General features: G+C 57.7%; 19 protein-coding genes and 1 pseudogene. 13 read left to right on the forward strand and 7 right to left on the reverse strand.

Features of this window, described 5'->3' with window-relative positions; all coding sequences use genetic code 11:
- Positions 1-185: 185 nt before the first annotated feature.
- The 3 genes from IEY38_RS08470 (at position 186) to IEY38_RS08480 (ending at position 4,384) form a co-directional block, all read left to right on the forward strand.
- Positions 186-1,181, forward strand: a complete 996-nt coding sequence (locus IEY38_RS08470; RefSeq protein ID WP_188976976.1) for a Cdc6/Cdc18 family protein — start codon at positions 186-188, stop codon at positions 1,179-1,181.
- A gap of 363 nt (positions 1,182-1,544) precedes the next feature.
- A complete protein-coding gene (locus tag IEY38_RS08475) occupies positions 1,545-3,605 on the forward strand; it encodes a DUF2254 domain-containing protein (protein ID WP_188976978.1) in 2,061 nt (686 codons plus the stop codon).
- A 509-nt stretch (positions 3,606-4,114) separates the two neighbouring features.
- Positions 4,115-4,384, forward strand: a complete 270-nt coding sequence (locus IEY38_RS08480) for a hypothetical protein (RefSeq protein WP_188976980.1) — start codon at positions 4,115-4,117, stop codon at positions 4,382-4,384.
- Between the two features lie 8 nt (positions 4,385-4,392).
- Here IEY38_RS08480 and IEY38_RS08485 read toward each other — a convergent pair whose 3' ends face one another.
- The 3 genes from IEY38_RS08485 to IEY38_RS08495 form a co-directional block, all read right to left on the reverse strand.
- Positions 4,393-4,605 (reverse strand): type II toxin-antitoxin system HicA family toxin, encoded by a 213-nt coding sequence (locus tag IEY38_RS08485; protein WP_229775251.1) that lies wholly within the window; start codon positions 4,603-4,605, stop codon positions 4,393-4,395.
- Positions 4,606-4,644: 39 nt separating this feature from the next.
- Entirely contained in the window at positions 4,645-4,914 is a 270-nt protein-coding gene (locus IEY38_RS08490) for a type II toxin-antitoxin system HicB family antitoxin (protein WP_188976982.1), read from the reverse strand.
- Between the two features lie 156 nt (positions 4,915-5,070).
- Complete coding sequence (locus IEY38_RS08495; RefSeq protein ID WP_188976984.1) at positions 5,071-5,334, reverse strand: winged-helix domain-containing protein; 264 nt, start codon at positions 5,332-5,334, stop codon at positions 5,071-5,073.
- Between the two features lie 249 nt (positions 5,335-5,583).
- Between IEY38_RS08495 and IEY38_RS08500 the strand changes: the two genes are divergently transcribed.
- From IEY38_RS08500 to IEY38_RS08530, 7 genes and pseudogenes are all read left to right on the forward strand, one after another.
- Positions 5,584-5,787 (forward strand): hypothetical protein, encoded by a 204-nt coding sequence (locus tag IEY38_RS08500; protein WP_188976985.1) that lies wholly within the window; start codon positions 5,584-5,586, stop codon positions 5,785-5,787.
- A complete protein-coding gene (locus IEY38_RS08505) occupies positions 5,784-6,680 on the forward strand; it encodes a hypothetical protein (protein ID WP_188976987.1) in 897 nt (298 codons plus the stop codon). The genes IEY38_RS08500 and IEY38_RS08505 overlap by 4 nt, the downstream gene beginning before the upstream one ends.
- A 1-nt stretch (position 6,681) precedes the next feature.
- Positions 6,682-6,833, forward strand: a pseudogene (locus IEY38_RS08510) (DUF7563 family protein); the annotation flags it as partial.
- Positions 6,834-7,080: 247 nt separating this feature from the next.
- Entirely contained in the window at positions 7,081-8,136 is a 1,056-nt protein-coding gene (locus IEY38_RS08515; RefSeq protein WP_229775252.1) for a tyrosine-type recombinase/integrase, read from the forward strand.
- Positions 8,137-8,416: 280 nt separating this feature from the next.
- Entirely contained in the window at positions 8,417-9,097 is a 681-nt protein-coding gene (locus tag IEY38_RS08520) for a carbonic anhydrase (protein WP_188976989.1), read from the forward strand.
- 136 nt (positions 9,098-9,233) lie between these two features.
- The gene (locus IEY38_RS08525) at positions 9,234-9,479 is read left to right on the forward strand and encodes an AbrB/MazE/SpoVT family DNA-binding domain-containing protein (RefSeq protein ID WP_188976991.1); all 246 of its coding nucleotides are present in this window, start codon (positions 9,234-9,236) and stop codon (positions 9,477-9,479) included.
- Positions 9,476-9,862, forward strand: coding sequence for a PIN domain-containing protein (locus tag IEY38_RS08530; RefSeq protein ID WP_188976992.1), 387 nt, complete (start codon positions 9,476-9,478; stop codon positions 9,860-9,862). The genes IEY38_RS08525 and IEY38_RS08530 overlap by 4 nt, the downstream gene beginning before the upstream one ends.
- Positions 9,863-10,054: 192 nt before the next feature.
- Here the strand turns inward: IEY38_RS08530 and IEY38_RS08535 are convergent, their stop codons facing one another.
- Complete coding sequence (locus IEY38_RS08535) at positions 10,055-10,348, reverse strand: chorismate mutase (protein ID WP_004592890.1); 294 nt, start codon at positions 10,346-10,348, stop codon at positions 10,055-10,057.
- Positions 10,345-11,223 (reverse strand): shikimate kinase, encoded by an 879-nt coding sequence (locus IEY38_RS08540; RefSeq protein WP_188976994.1) that lies wholly within the window; start codon positions 11,221-11,223, stop codon positions 10,345-10,347. The genes IEY38_RS08535 and IEY38_RS08540 overlap by 4 nt, the downstream gene beginning before the upstream one ends.
- Before the next feature lie 141 nt (positions 11,224-11,364).
- Between IEY38_RS08540 and IEY38_RS08545 the strand changes: the two genes are divergently transcribed.
- Positions 11,365-11,802, forward strand: a complete 438-nt coding sequence (locus tag IEY38_RS08545; RefSeq protein ID WP_188976996.1) for a hypothetical protein — start codon at positions 11,365-11,367, stop codon at positions 11,800-11,802.
- A gap of 22 nt (positions 11,803-11,824) precedes the next feature.
- Here the strand turns inward: IEY38_RS08545 and IEY38_RS21640 are convergent, their stop codons facing one another.
- Positions 11,825-11,959 carry a hypothetical protein gene (locus IEY38_RS21640; RefSeq protein ID WP_255356166.1) on the reverse strand — a complete coding sequence of 45 codons (135 nt, stop codon included), beginning with the start codon at positions 11,957-11,959 and terminating at the stop codon, positions 11,825-11,827.
- 124 nt (positions 11,960-12,083) lie between these two features.
- Here IEY38_RS21640 and IEY38_RS08550 point away from each other — a divergent pair, with 124 nt between their 5' ends.
- Both IEY38_RS08550 and IEY38_RS08555 read left to right on the forward strand, forming a co-directional pair.
- Positions 12,084-12,767: a potassium channel family protein gene (locus tag IEY38_RS08550; RefSeq protein WP_188976998.1), complete on the forward strand. Its 684-nt coding sequence runs from the start codon at positions 12,084-12,086 to the stop codon at positions 12,765-12,767.
- Between the two features lies 1 nt (position 12,768).
- Positions 12,769-14,463, forward strand: coding sequence for a potassium transporter TrkG (locus IEY38_RS08555; RefSeq protein WP_188977001.1), 1,695 nt, complete (start codon positions 12,769-12,771; stop codon positions 14,461-14,463).
- 22 nt (positions 14,464-14,485) lie between these two features.
- On the opposite strand, the gene IEY38_RS08560 is transcribed toward IEY38_RS08555, so the two are convergent.
- Complete coding sequence (locus tag IEY38_RS08560) at positions 14,486-14,842, reverse strand: hypothetical protein (protein WP_170096023.1); 357 nt, start codon at positions 14,840-14,842, stop codon at positions 14,486-14,488.
- Positions 14,843-14,887: the final 45 nt, after the last annotated feature.

Below are 14,887 nucleotides of genomic sequence, written 5' to 3' on the forward strand. Positions count from 1 at the left end.
CACTAATGGCGTTGGAAAGACCACGATTGTGAAGCTCGATCTCGGCCAGCTTGAACGGGAGGTGCTGGACCTGCGATGGGGTTTTCTAACGAGTGCGTTGTTATCTGGAGTTAGCGACACAGTTTCACTTTCACTCCGGACATGGCCCGCCCTTTTGACGGTATCTGCTGACCATCCGGAATGCAATGATTACCGATGCCAGAGCGCTTCGCCCAGAGTTCGTGCCGCGGGACCTCTACCATCGCGAGGGACAGATCGACCACCTTTCGTCACAACTCACGCCGTCGACGCTAGATCGAGGCGACCACGTGTTCATTTTCGGGCCGAGCGGGGCCGGCAAGACGACCGTCGCGAAGTACACGCTCGGCCAGCTCGAAGCCGAACACCTCGGCGTCCGCTGGGCCTACGTCAACGGCATGAGCGACAACACTGCCGCCGCGGTGATGCACAAGGCTGTCCGCGACATGGGGCTCGGGGCCGATCTCCGTCGCGAAGGAACACCGACCTCGGTAGCTGTCGACCGCCTCCGCGAGTGTGATGATCAGGTCATCATCATCCTCGACGAGGTCTCGGTGATGGACGAACGCCCGCTATACGTGCTCCACGAGATTCCCGGCGTCTCGATTATCTGTATCACGACCGACGAGGACGAATGGCTGGCCAATCTTGACGAGAAAGTGTACTCACGGCTCAGCGCCGCCCCCATTGTCCGCCTGGAGAAGTACAGCCACTCCGAGTTGGTGGATATCCTTAACGCTCGCGTGACCCACGGTCTGGTGGCCTCACGCGTCGACGACACCGCAGTTGAATTCATCGCAGACATCGCGGCCGGGAACGCTCGTGATGGTATCGCTCTGTTGCGGCGGGCTGCCGCCTACGTCGAGAACAACGAGACGCGCGAACTGACGGTCGAAGTCGTCGATGAAATCGCCGACGATGCACAACGCGAAGTCAAACAGCGGAAAATCCGCGCTCTTGGTACGCACCAGCGACTGCTATTCCGGGTTATTGACCAAGCCGGCGAGCTTGACGCGGGGACGTTGCACGCTCGTTACGAGGACCAGTGCGACTCGCCGAAGGCGCGCCCGACGCGGCGGCGGTATCTGCGGAGCCTGAAACAGTACGATCTCATCGACGACGACGGGAACGGTCGCGGGAAGTCGTACCGCTCACTCGCCTGACTTCCGTTCATTGGGGTGTTGAACTACTCTACTGGTGATTGGTTTCGGCCACTCTGCTGTATGCAAGGCGTACATTTAGCAGAACATGTAATACTCTCTCTGATCCTTATGAGTCCTCCGTGGTCTCTTAGGTAAGAGCGAGAGAAGGAATATAGATGAGTCCTGCAGATATTAACCCCATGTTGAAGGTATTAATCGTCCAATCAGATCACTCAATACCGGTCCTCATGCCAAAGTACATAGTAGTTTTAAATATCGGATACAGAGGCGTAAGTAGCTGATAGCATCATGCGAAATGTTCCCTACCTGTCTGAACTCAATTCCCGCATCTCAAGCCGTTTTGATATCCGTTTGCGGACACGTGTGTCGCAGTTTTCACTTTATCAGTACGGAAAACTGGGTTTCTGGGCAGCGATCGGCGTCATACTTGTTGCCGCTATCGGTATCACATTAGGCGAACTCGGTATATACCTAACCTCGCTTTCAATCCTCGTTCAAGACCCTTCCAACGGTTTTTTCGAATCGTCGCTCAATCTAATTCTGAGTATCATCAGCCTAGTCTTTCTCGTCGTGATATTTTTACTCCAAAACGCGAATCAAGAATACTCATCCAGACTCTCCAGTGTCATACTTCATGACAAGTACTTTCTCTGGACAATCGGTTTCATCCTCACAGCTTCAATCTTCAACATTTCCGGGAGCTACTTCAGTTGGGGACCACCACTGACAGTGATCGGCTACGCATTTTCCATATCAACAGCATTACTCGTTGGCGCACTCATCGCCTTTGCAGGATACTTCATCGACATTTCTAACATTATCGACTACATCACAGAAGACCTCAAACAACAAATCTCCCAAGACAGAATTTACCGGACTACCTTTCTCGGCACATCCCTCCAAGACGAAGACTACGTCTCAAAGCTCAATACTGATGCTCAGCTCATAGTCAGTACTTGCATCCAAGCCATTGAGCAGAACCAACAAAACGTCGTCAATAGCTGTCTAGATGCTCTCACAGAAATCGTCAAAAAGTACCTCAAAGAAACGGATGATTCTGAAGTCAACGACGATTTCATCAATGAACTAAACGATCAATTCCAGTTCATCGGGGCAGCAGCGTTCGATGACTACACACGACAAAAGTACTCTGAAAGCGTCGTCGAGACAGTCGGTGATATTGGCCTCGCAATCACTAAAGACCGTGAACTCGGCACTCCTGGATCTCGGTGGGCTAACCTTCTGAAAAGCCAATTTGAAGACTCACTCGAATTCGACCGTACTGCAGCCGCCCACATTGCGCTACGAAAGCTCGGCGAAATGAGTACAACGGCAATTCTCAACGGTGACTTGGACTCATACCGGGTATACCAAGGTAAAACCGATTCCCTCGCACGGCTCTGCGCGACAGCCAGCGACAGCTTCCTCGCTAATCTCCTCCAAAACGCCCACCTCCAATACCAGAGGATGTACGTCACCTTCCTCAGAATGCTCTGTACTGAAGGATACGCCCCAGATACCGACGTCTCGATGCTTTTCGACGATTTCGCTGAAAGCTTCAATCAGGCCAAAGAAAACTACGACTTCTACACAAACCAAGTGCTCTATGCTGCTCTTTTCGGACTTGAACCGTTTGCTGCCCGCGTAGGAGGGGAACTCCAGCAACACCAAGGACTGGACCCGGCCACGCAGAGATCCATAGCCGACTACCTCTCCGAATTAATCGACTTCCTTCGGCGGATCAGTCTTCAAAGCCCTGAACACAATCACAAAGACATTTACAAAGGATACACACAGTTCCTCTTCGCATTAGAGAACTCATCACCAGTCGACGAGGACATCAAAAAAAGCCTCCTGAGCGATCTGAACAACAACTTCACCAACCTAATAAAACACGAGTACACTAACAGTCTCGAAGAATCCGACAATCTTGACCTCGATATCAACCGCCGGATTACGGATTTCTATGCGATGCTAATCTACTTCTACCAAGACGATCCAGACGCATTAGCTACCTTCATCACTCCACTGGTAGAGCTATATACAAATCTCGCAGATAGCTATCCCTCCCCCGACACCGTAAATAATCGAACCCTACATCAACTCTATCAAGAACTCAAGATATTCGGGGCCTGGATAAGCCAATTCCATGACCCCGAAAACGTCTGTCCAGAACTAATGGATGTCCTGATAGAGAATTTTGAGGAAATCGACACCAGTACAACCCGATTCTATACGTCTACCCTCGAGAGATATGACTACCCGACGAACACGTTTGATTATCGTGGTGGATGGTGGCTCCGTCCAGATGCCATTTGGAGTAATCGTTTCCAAGAGAATATCAGCGATACCCTCAACGGCGATGGAAACTACTATCAACAATTCCACGAAGAGCTTCGGGACCGACAAGAGGACGGCAGCTAAAAATTGGTCCGGAGTATTGTAGATGTGATAGCCGCACTTAGTGAAGTGTACATACCCACGCATAAGATGTCTCACTATTGGAAGTAGTTAACCGAGACTTTGCTGAATTCAGAGCGCCTATCTGGCTCTCACAGGATCTCTTTGATTTCGTTGAGACCAAAGCTCACGTAATGGAGGTAAAGAACTTTTACTCTCCTCCAAGTTGATGAATTAATCGAGTAAGTTGAGGTGTATTCTTCTCTCACTGAGCTGGTATTGATCGAAATCACTACTGAAGATATCTTCTCTATTCAGCACGCCATTTGTGATAGGATAGTCCCACCAGAACCGCTCATTCCGGAATCGCCAGACGGCGGAGCTTCCGTTCACTTCCGATCATCTTCCGATCATCAGCTGATTTTGGGTATTTCGTAGGCATGAGCGGGATTCCTATTATCTGTTTCTTGCTGAAAACTATTTCCGTTCATCCGCGCCCCAGTCCTTTTACATACCATCTCATCGTCGCAAATATGCCGCGTACTCAGACACCAGATCGAATCAAGCGCGAGAAGGTCGAAGGCAAGGAGACGAAGGCGTTCATCTACCACAGCGACCCTGAGTACAGCAGTCGCATCGAGGTCGAACGCGAGGAACGCTGGGAGTTCGGCATCGACGGCGAAGCCGTCGCGGAGCTGCTCTCGACCAGCGTGGTGACCGACGACCTGCTCGTCGAGCCCGAGCTGCCCGAATGGCTGGTCGAGTCGCTGCTAGGGCTGGGAATCGAGGAGATCGAGGCATGAGCGGGGCGCTACGCGTTGCGGTCGACCCACTCGCAGAACGCGTCGAAGTCGTCCGCGCCGGCACTCTCGGCGATGTTGCGGAGTGTCCCCGTTCGGAGTTCGTCGTGCAGCGGGACGGTGACCTGGCGGCGGTCGTCCTTGTTGGTCGGATGCTCGTAGTAGAGCTGTGCGTGGTCGCCGGCCGTCCGTCGCCACTTGAAGCCGCCGACGTTCACGAGCACTTTTACGACCTAGCTGCCGGAGAACGTACGTCGCCCCATCTACTGCAGAAAGTCGGGGAGTTCGCCGTCCCTCGTGGTGTTGTCCTCGGGGTCGATCCCCATCTCTTGGAGTTCCTCGTCGGTCGGCTCGTGACCGACCTCGCCTTTGTGGAGCGCAACCGCTTTGTCGAGCATCTCCAGAGCCTCTTGACGGGTGTCGCCCTGCGTGGTGACGCCAGTTTCGATGTGAGTGATGGCCCAGCTGTCATCCTCGGGCCACATCCGGATCTCGTCCTCGTGGATATCTCCGTCGCGCGTCGAACTGGCCATTATAGTCGTATTTGCCGTATCAGCGGCATAAGCGTTCGGCCAGCGAGAATGGAATGGGGGGTGGGAGAACGGGAATCGGCCGAAGTGAGTTTGGGGAGTGGTGATAACGGCCGATTACCCACTTGGGGGTTCAAAAGCCTGAGTGATAAAGCCGTCTTATTTAGATGGATCTGGCTCGTCGCGGAGATCGGCTTCCCCATCAAGATATCCCTTACCGCGCTCGGTGATAGCGTAATATTTCCCTTTCCCGGGAAGAATCCGGACAAGGTCTGCACCTTCGAGTTTCGGCAATCTTCGAGTAATAGTTTTATACGAGATCTCGATACCTCTATCCTCGAAATTGTTTGCGATACCCTGATAGTTGTGACCGGCACCGGTGTCTTTCAAAAATTCCAGGATGGCATCATCGCTGCCTGTCATCCAATTTGCTCGGTGCCGAGACATAGGTCCATCCCCGAAGAGCCATCTAAAACCCTCTTCGGAATCGCCCATATTGTCTATAAATATAGACACGCTGTCCAATCATTTCCCCAAATACTAATACCCGTGGGGAATCATTTGGACATTACGGTCGACGCGACGCTCCCTCAGGGTTGTAGCACTCTGGAAAACGGAGTGCGACACCGTGTCACCAGCACGGGTGTCGCGTCGGTTGCAGGAGCAACCGTGATGAACGCAACACACGGGGGCGACAAAAGCCTCCCGCACGATTCAGCGCGTTACGAACAGGATACTAACTGGAAAGCAAACGTTACCTGTCCGTTCTGTGGCAGGCCCGTCGACGGGCTCACCGCGGACGAGCGGACGACCATCGACTCGTGTGGCCACAGCGCGGCCGCACTGACGACTGAGCGCGTTCTGGAGCAAGCATGAGAGAAATTACCGACAGCGACGGAAGTGCCGACAGCATCGGATTGCGCGACATCAAGGACATCGGCGTCGCCAACGGCGAGTCGTGGGCCGAGGCCGCGGAGCGACTTCGCAGGCGCGACGACGACCGCTGGCACTACTGCGTGTGTGGCGCTCGCTTCAGGTCTCGTGGCCCAGCGCTTCAGTGCTGTAGTGACCGCTTCGCGGAGATCGTCACCGACGGTGGCACGCGGATAGTCGCGGAAACCAAGCACTACGCCGACGGGTCATTCGTCGTCTGTCCCGACTGCGGCGGCGATCTGGAGTACCAGAAGCGTGAGGTGGTGATCTGTCCCGACTGTGACGCTGAGTTCAGCCATTACTACGCTGACGACGGGACGAACAAACTGTTCCGAGCGCCCGATATGGACCGAGTGACGACTGTCTACGACCCGGCCGACGATCAACGCGATGACGACGAAGAACTCGTCACCGACGGCGGGCAAGACCAGACGCCGCTGGACCACCTCTTCGTTGAGGACGCTGACGACCGGCCCGACGAGGTTGTCGTTGAGAATCTGACCACGCTGGATGCCGACGAGTTCGTCGCCCAACTGGAGTCGCTGGCCAACGCCGCCGAGACGGTTTCCAGACTGACCGCCGACCTCGAACGTCTCCGACAGACCGGTCTCACCGACGACGACGCGCGAGACCTCATCTACGGACGAAACGCTGGAGTGGCCAAACAAGACATCGAGGCGTTGTTCGACGCTGTCGACCAGCTGAAAGACGGCCGGACGAAGCGCGACCCTGTACAGCGGCTTCTGTCCGAGGTGTCCGGTCTCCCGCTCTCGGAAACGTCCGAGCTGATGGATGAACTCGACCGCTTGCAGCGTCGCTACGGAGGCGAGGTCTGAGATGCCGACCTGCCAGGGATGCGGATCAACAGTCACCGACCAGTATGTCCAGGTATTCACGCCCGACGGTGTCGACCAGCCCCGGGTCTGTCCGTTCTGTGAGGATCGGGTCCGCGACGGCGCGGGGTTCGCAAGGCGCGGTCGACTCGACACAACAACGGTACGGAGCCGACTCGGTACGATCCTGAAAAGAGCGACTGACGACGGCTGATAGTAGCGACTCGGCGGTTCTGGCCCACTGGTGGAAATCCGGTTCGATTCCGGATGGGTCACTCGACAGCGAGCGCGTCTCAGCTTGGGACCCTAGCCGCGCTCGCTGTCACCAACAGAGACCCATGCAAACACACACAGACCACGGGTTTGGTAGTTTCGACCGTCGAGTATCGGGAGGTGTCGCGCGGTGAGTCAGCCACCGGTCGAGGACCCCGGCGAGTTGTCGGTTCGGGAGATTTACGAGATGTTCCTCGACGCGCGGCAGTTGGATTACACTGCTGAGACGCTTCGCGACTACGAGACGAGACTTCGCCAGTTCGTGGAGTGGGCGGAGGACCGCGAGGATATCGAGTGTATTGGCGATGTGACAGGCTGGCATTTGGAGCAGTTCAAGCTGTTCCGCCAAGGGCAGGACCTCGCTCCGACGACGATCAAGGGCCAGATGACGGCGTTGAAGGTCTGGCTGGAGTACGCGGCCGGCATCGAGGCGGTCGACGAGATGCTGCCGTACAAGGTCAACATCCCGGTGCTCAGTCAGACTGACGAGACTGACGACACGCTGTTAGAAGCTGAGGACGCGCAGGCGCTCATTCAGCACTATCGGGAGTCTCGCGTCGAGTACGCCAGCGTGAACCACGTCGTGCTCGAACTCGCGTGGTTCACTGGAGCGCGTCTTGGTGCGCTTCGGTCGCTCGATGTGTCGGACTATCAGCCCGATGACCAGCTCGTCTGGTTCCGCCACCATCCGGACACGACGCCGCTGAAAAAGAAGATGGACGGCGAGCGCCCGGTTGGGCTGCCGGCCGAGACGTGCCAGGTGTTGGACGTGTGGATTGAGCAGGTTCGCCAAGAGCGGCGTGACGGGGGCGGTCGTCGGCCGCTGCTGGTCGGACGACAGGGCCGACCTGCGAGCTCGACAATTCAGAATTGGGTTTATCAGGCGACGCTGCCGTGCGTCGCGGGACCGTGTCCGCATGGGAAGTCACCGCGGACCTGCGAGTGGACTGAACGCAACACCGCGAGTCAGTGCCCGTCATCGCGATCGCCCCACCAGGTGCGGACGGGTTCGATCACGTGGCAACTGAACTCGGGCCTGTCCTACGAGGCCGTTGGCGAGCGCGTGAACAGCGACCCGGACACGCTCCGGCGATACTACGACAAGGCCAGCGACGTGGAGAAGCTCGAAGAGCGGCGTCGCGCCTTCGTCGATCAACTGGAGTTCTCAGATTCCGATGATAGTTAGACAACTCAACAGCAGTACGATTAGCCGAATCGAAGATAAATACACCAGTAACTCGATAGGTGCTAACCCTCCGACCCCATACTGTTACCCTTCCAGACCTGTCTATTCATTGATTTTCGCGTAGTATTACAGCTAAATAATCTATATCTGTCTTCAAAAACCCGCTCTCAGCGAAGCCAGCGCATTCCGGAATCATAGATTCTCGAAATCAGTTCCAAGTTGGGACGCCAACACTGCCTAAGTCCAATGAGTTTACTGCGTGGGGGATATCTGCCCACGCATGAGTCAGTTATTACGTGATTTACTTGTCGGAAACGCCGACCACGCGGTGGAGTTCCGGGACCGGTTCGACAGCGTCCAGAACTCTCAAAGGCCAGATGCTGTCACGGTCTGTTGCTCCGACTCGCGGGTGCTCCAGGACCATATGTGGGGCAACAGCGAGCCGGGGCATCTCTTTACCTGTAGCAATATCGGGAACCGAGTCATTCAGCGGACCGCATCCGGCGAGGCGGTGTCCGGTGACGTACTGTACCCGATCGAGCATACGATGACCGAAACTGCCGTCGTCGTCGGCCACACCGGTTGTGGAGCGGTGACGGCAACCTATGACGACCTGACGGACGGCCTCGACGAACCGGCGGGCATTGATCACTGTCTCAGTGTTCTCAAGCCCCATCTCGAGCCGGCACTGGAACACCTCCCAGAAGATATCGAGCGGGCGGCAGCCGTCAACCGACTCGTTGAGTACAACGTCGACAGGCAAGTCGAGTTCCTCCGAGGCAGCGACGACGTGCCCGACACCGTCGACGTGTTCGGTGTCGTCTACGACTTTCAGGACGTGTACGGGGGGCAACGGGGTGAGGTCCACGTCATCAACGTCGACGGCGAAACCGATGTCGACGCGCTCCGGGCGGCCAACCCCGATATCGACTCACGGATCAATCGCCTCTGGGAGTACTAGTCCGGCTACCGGCTTTCGCGCTGTTCGACCGTATTCAGTTCGATAACAGTCTCCACCACTATTAAAAGGGTTTTATGGAACCATTAGGATTTCACTGATGGTAACACTCTTTATCTGTGGTAACTAAGTCCGTTCTATGTCAACAGAAACGGATGCACAGGGACGGCTGTATATCCCAAAAGAGGTGCGCGAAAAGTACGGCCAGAAGTATCACATTGTCATGTACGAGGACAGAATCGAACTGATCCCCGTCGCAGACGATCCACTCACCGCTGTCCGTGAGGCAGCAGGTGAGCTTCACGATGCATCCGTCCAGGAGATTCAAGATGATATCGAGGCGGAAGCGAAAGACGTAGCTGAGGAGGACGGTGGCGACAGATGACGGTGTATGTCGAGACAGATTTCCTGCTCGCACTGGCAAAGGATACCGGTTGGCTACAGAGCTCCGCAGAGGACGCCCTCGTCGAGTACGATGTCGAAACGTCACCGTTCTCGTACCTCGAACTCCTTCTCGCTCGGGAACGTTACGAGTTCGACTACGTTCCGCTGGTAGCAAACCTGCTCGAACTCGTCCCCGTACGAAACGAGGAAGAGAAACAGGTAGTTCTGAAAGCCGTTAACTACTACGACGAGGGAATGACGCCGTTCGACGCATTTCATGCAGCGACTGCGGAAACGCGGGGATTGGATGTCCTCTCCTCTGAGAAGGACTATGGAGAAGTGGAGGTCGACCGAGTCCCACTCGAACCGACCGACAAAGAATGACTTCGGACTGAAAAGAGAGTTGCACAGTCCTGAATCATGGTTTTCACGATAGTTATGCTGACCACGGGTGCGACAGACCGGACCAACTCTTCCGACTGCCCGTCGAGTCCAAAAGTTCGGACGGTGGAGCGAGTAACATCGCACTCAAGCCACTAATACGCGTATAGAAGTCCTATTGAAGCCGTTCTTCTGCTACCGACTCTCTCGCTGTTCGACCTTGTTCAGTTCGATCAGCAACCGGAAAATCGCTTTCACGAGGTTTTCGTCGACATCGAATTGCTCCGCGTTGTCACCGGCGCGGTCCATGACGGCCTGCTCCTGTTGCTCGTCGGTCGTCGGTAGCCCCTTCTCGTCTTTGACCTGTGCGATGGTGTCAGCCACGTAGGTTCGCTGTGCGATTTTCTCGACGATCTCCCGGTCGATAGTCCGGATTTCGTCGCGCAGTTCGTCCAGCGACATGTCCTCTGGGTTCGGATTCGTGCTCATACTGTGTGTGTTCCCTCGGTTTGTGTCGTCGTCAGCCAGGTCGCCCCGGGTCGCTCGTCCCAGGCGTCCTGTACGGCTTCGAGTGCGGCCCGCTCACCGACGGCGGTGAACGACGGTCCCGTCCCCGACAGGGAAACGCCCTCGACGTGCTGGAGCGCGTCGAGTACCGGGTCCGTCTCGAAGTCCAGCGCGGCCGAGAACGCGAGCCCGTTGACTGTCATAGCCCGCTGGTAGTCGCCGTCGAGCGCGAGATCCTCGACGAGGCGAGCCATCGGTGCGATCTGCCGGCATCGCTCGACATCTGCGTCAGCACTAAACGACTGTTCCGGTGGCGTCCAGACGAGCACGTCCCAGTCGACTTCCTCGCGGGCCAGGAGTGCGTCGTCCTCGTTGTCAGTGACGGTGACGCCGCCGAGCATCGACGCCGACGCGTCGTCGAAGGCCCCGGTGACGGTGACACCCACGTCGCGAGCGGCCATGACGCCCAGACGGGCCATGTCCTCACGGCTCATCCGCTCGGTCGCATCGAGGGCGTCGAGCGTCGCCATGACGGTCGCGTTTGCGGCCGCGCTGGAGCTTTTGAGCCCCGACGCCATCGGGACCTCGCTCTCGGTGGTGACGGTCCCGCCGGAGACCGCCGGGACGCCCACGTTCTGTGGACCGCCGTGGGCATCAATAACGTACTCGACACAGCGCTCGATGAGCCGCGTGTCGGCGTCCGGCGCACCGTCCACCTCGCCGGTGACACCGTCGGTCTCAGTCGAGAGCGTGACGGTCGCTGTCGTGTACTCGTCGATAGCAAACGCCGCGCCGTGGCCGGTCGCGAGCGCGTTGAGGACCGTCCCTGCTGCGGGCGCTGCTGCCTTCCCTTCCATCGACGTGTACTCTCACACGGACCTATTTACTAACTGCGATACCCCTGTAGCGGCCACATTGACCGCAGCAGCGAAGCGATCGCGTCACAGTAAGACGGACAACACTATACCGACCAGTTCGAAGGGAGCCAGCAACGGGAAATGAGCATCGGGAACATACTTCGTGGACTCGCGGCGGGCATCGCGGTTCTGGGCTACGTCAGCCTGTTTCTGTTGTTACAGGTCCAGGCAGCCACAGTATCGGCGCTGGCGGGGGTTGCAGTGCTCTCCACTGCTGCGCTCGTCATTGCTGGTGGTCGGCCCGCAGTTCGCCAACTTCTGGGTCGCGGGTCGTCCTCTCAGTCGGACACGTCCGGGTGGTGGCTCGCTCGCGTCGAACCCGCACTCGAAGACGCCTGGAACACGTATGCGGATCTCGTGCTAACGGTCGGCCTGTGGGGCATCAGTATCACCTCCTTTGGCGGACTCATAACCTACCCCGGCGACAACCCGCCGTTCGGCCTCGCTATCGTCGGATTCCTGTCGATGGTCTGTGGACTCATCTCGCTCGGGTTTCTCATCGATTCGAGATACGAGTGAAATCGGGAGACTCGGGTTCCGCTCAGGCCGGGAACAGGAGGTACGGCAGAATAAACAGCAACAGGAACATGAACAGGAGGATGATGCCGTAGCCGGCGAGCGTCCCGGCGGCTGTCAGCCACGCCGGATGGTCGAACTGCTCGGTTAGATGTGCCATATCGTGCGGTTCAATCGGCGACAGTATAGTGGTTTGGGAGCGGGACGTACCCGAACTACTGCAGTGTCCTCACTGCGACTGGGAACGGTAGGCTTTCAACGATCGGTTCAGTACACTGGCAAAAATGTATATTGTCATCGTTGGTGCGGGTGATATCGGGTCGCCGTTGCTTGAGATTGCGACAGCGGGGGGGAACGAGGTCGTCGTCATCGAACGCAACGAGGAGCGGGCGGAACGCGCATCGAGACAGTACGACTGTCTCGTTATCAACGACGACGCGACGGTGAAGGATACGCTGGAGGACGCCGGTGCGGACCGTGCCGACGCGCTCATCTCGACAACCGATCAGGACGCGACCAACATCATGGTCTGTCTGCTGGCACAGGAACTGGAGGTGCCGGACATCGTCTCCGTCGTCCACAATCCCGAGCACATGAACGTGTTCCGCCAGATCGGCGTCAACACGATGCAGAACCCACAGCGGCTCATCGCCGAGTATCTCTACCGGGCTGTCAAACGGCCGTCTATCGTCGACTTCATGCGCATTGGCGATCAGGCGGAGGTGTTCGAAATAACAGTCACGCCAGATGCTCCGATTGCAGGCAAGACACTAGAGGAGGCCAACACGGAGGGGCTCATTGGCGGCCAGACGCTTATCGTGGCCATCGAGCGCAACGGCGACGGTGATCCGATAACGCCCCGCGGCGATACACGCATTGAGGCGAACGATCTGCTCACGGTCTACTCGGGAGACGGTGCGACACCGGAGGTGACCGACATCTTCGGCCACTCCGAGGATCACAGCTGACATGTCGCGACGGAACGGCGGGCTGATCCCGACGGACCTGAAAACGATCGCCCGCGATATTGGCTCGCTCCTGCTGATGGAGGCCGGACTGATGACGATCACAGCCGCGATTGCGCTGGGCTTTCAGGAGTTCTACGCCGCTTTCGGGTTCTTTACTGCGGCCGGGGTGACCGCCGCTGTCGGCGGCCTCGCGAACCGTTGGTTCACCGATGCCCCAGCCCCACAGATGAAACACGGCATGGTCATCGCCGCCGGCGGGTGGCTGCTGGTCGCCGCGTTCGGGTCGTTGCCGTTTCTGTTGACCGCATGGTTCACGCCCCCTGCTGTCATGGATACGTTCGTTCCGGTCGGGACGGACACGAGTGCGTGGGAGCCGATCAGGGTCGGCGGAACGACCACGCTCTCCAGTCTGGCGTACTTCCGGAACCCACTCCACGCATTCTTCGAGAGCATGAGTGGGTGGACCGGGAGCGGCCTGACGATGGCGATTCACGAGCCCTCGCTTCCTCGCGCCGTCCAGTGGTGGCGGTCGTTCATCCAGTACGTCGGTGGCGTCGGAGTCATCGTTCTGACCGTCTCCATCCTGTCGCGGCCCGGCAGCGGCAGTTACGCGCTCTACCAGAGCGAGGCCCGCGAGGAGAAGATCCATCCCAGCGTCGTCTCCACCGTTCGCACCGTCTGGAAACTCGTCGCCGGCTACACGGTCCTCTCCTTTGCGCTCCTGTTCGGTGCCATCCTCGCCAGCGACAGCGAGTACGCGGCGTCGCTGTCGCTGTGGGAGGCCGCCTGGCAGGCGCTCAATCACGCCATGACCGGGCTCACGACCGGCGGGTTCTCGGTCACGGACAACTCGATTGCGACGTACAACTCGCCGCTTGTCGAGACCGTCCTGTTGCCGATCATGATTCTCGGTGCGATTGCGTTCCCGGTCCACTACGTCGTCTTGCACGATAGGCAGGTTCGCGAACTGGTGTCGGACCTGCAGACTCGCTGGCTGTTTATCCTGCTCGCGCTCGGCGTCGCTGGGCTCTCAGTACAAAACGCGTGGTCCGTTCCTGCGACGACTGAGGCGTTTGCCACCCAGTCGTTCCTGCCGTTTTCGGTGCCGATGCTCGACGCTGCACAGCTTGATGCGGTCCGGGACTCGACGTTCCAGTGGGTCAGCGCCCTCAGCTGTACCGGCTTCCAGTCGGCACCGATCGGTCGCTGGCTCGCCGGCGGCAAGGTGCTCGTGGCCGGTGCAATGGTGCTTGGCGGCGCTGCGGGGTCCACTGTTGGGGGCATCAAAATCATCCGAGGATACACCATCGCTCGCGGGATCATCTGGCAGTTCTCGCGAGTGTTCCTCCCGACGAACGCGGTGATTACGGCCCGCATCGGCGACCGGACGCTCGACCGCGAGTCGATGGAGCGGGAGTTCAGCGAAGCGGCCATCGTGACGCTGCTATGGCTCATCATTCTCGTCACCAGCAGTATCGTCCTCACCAACGTCGCGGGACCGGGGTTCGGCTACGCCGATGCTCTGTTCGAAGTCGCCAGCGCGCAAGGGAACGTCGGCCTTTCCTCGGGCATCACCGGGCCGTCGATGTCCCCGCTTGCGGAGGGAATGTTCGTGCTGAACATGTGGGTCGGCCGCCTGGAGATCATCCCGATACTCGTGTTCATCCGCGCTGGACTGTACGGGCTAGACCCGTAGCTGAGCGGTCGCCCGCTGTCTCTCACTCTTCGTCAGGATACACTTCGCCAAGAAACATCCAGCGGACTTTCGTTCCACCTTCGGGTCTGGTCTCCTCTTTGACGTGGTAGAGATACGGTCCGTGTGGACAGTCAGCACATTCTTCAGCACAGGTAGTCCGCTTCACCACCTCAGTGTAGCCATCGCGTTTGGTCGCGCGAAGGATTTCCTCGTTGGGGCCTGGTTCCACCGGCGAGTCCGTCTCGTCGTGAAAGCGCAGGAGTTCCTGCGCATAGATGATCGTATTGCGGAGTTCGTCAGGCGTCAACTGTGGCAGTTCCGTCGCCACTTTATCCGGGACCCCCTCAGGCGGTGTCGGTCCGTTTTCAGGACTGGACATACGGACATCTCTATCTGGGAGGTATATAACTGAACTGGCGGCTAC

Source organism: Haloarcula sebkhae (assembly GCF_014647415.1).
In the GTDB taxonomy this organism is placed as follows: domain Archaea; phylum Halobacteriota; class Halobacteria; order Halobacteriales; family Haloarculaceae; genus Haloarcula; species Haloarcula sebkhae.

Coding starts and splice junctions, on each gene's coding strand:
- IEY38_RS08470 (WP_188976976.1), top strand. CDS start 186: ATGATTACCGATGCCAGAGCGCTTCGCCCAGAGTTCGTGCCGCGGGAC.
- IEY38_RS08480 (WP_188976980.1), top strand. CDS start 4,115: ATGCCGCGTACTCAGACACCAGATCGAATCAAGCGCGAGAAGGTCGAA.
- IEY38_RS08490 (WP_188976982.1), bottom strand. CDS start 4,914: ATGGCCAGTTCGACGCGCGACGGAGATATCCACGAGGACGAGATCCGG.
- IEY38_RS08495 (WP_188976984.1), bottom strand. CDS start 5,334: ATGACAGGCAGCGATGATGCCATCCTGGAATTTTTGAAAGACACCGGT.
- IEY38_RS08500 (WP_188976985.1), top strand. CDS start 5,584: ATGAACGCAACACACGGGGGCGACAAAAGCCTCCCGCACGATTCAGCG.
- IEY38_RS08505 (WP_188976987.1), top strand. CDS start 5,784: ATGAGAGAAATTACCGACAGCGACGGAAGTGCCGACAGCATCGGATTG.
- IEY38_RS08520 (WP_188976989.1), top strand. CDS start 8,417: ATGAGTCAGTTATTACGTGATTTACTTGTCGGAAACGCCGACCACGCG.
- IEY38_RS08525 (WP_188976991.1), top strand. CDS start 9,234: ATGTCAACAGAAACGGATGCACAGGGACGGCTGTATATCCCAAAAGAG.
- IEY38_RS08530 (WP_188976992.1), top strand. CDS start 9,476: ATGACGGTGTATGTCGAGACAGATTTCCTGCTCGCACTGGCAAAGGAT.
- IEY38_RS08535 (WP_004592890.1), bottom strand. CDS start 10,348: ATGAGCACGAATCCGAACCCAGAGGACATGTCGCTGGACGAACTGCGC.
- IEY38_RS08540 (WP_188976994.1), bottom strand. CDS start 11,223: ATGGAAGGGAAGGCAGCAGCGCCCGCAGCAGGGACGGTCCTCAACGCG.
- IEY38_RS08545 (WP_188976996.1), top strand. CDS start 11,365: ATGAGCATCGGGAACATACTTCGTGGACTCGCGGCGGGCATCGCGGTT.
- IEY38_RS21640 (WP_255356166.1), bottom strand. CDS start 11,959: ATGGCACATCTAACCGAGCAGTTCGACCATCCGGCGTGGCTGACAGCC.
- IEY38_RS08550 (WP_188976998.1), top strand. CDS start 12,084: ATGTATATTGTCATCGTTGGTGCGGGTGATATCGGGTCGCCGTTGCTT.
- IEY38_RS08555 (WP_188977001.1), top strand. CDS start 12,769: ATGTCGCGACGGAACGGCGGGCTGATCCCGACGGACCTGAAAACGATC.
- IEY38_RS08560 (WP_170096023.1), bottom strand. CDS start 14,842: ATGTCCAGTCCTGAAAACGGACCGACACCGCCTGAGGGGGTCCCGGAT.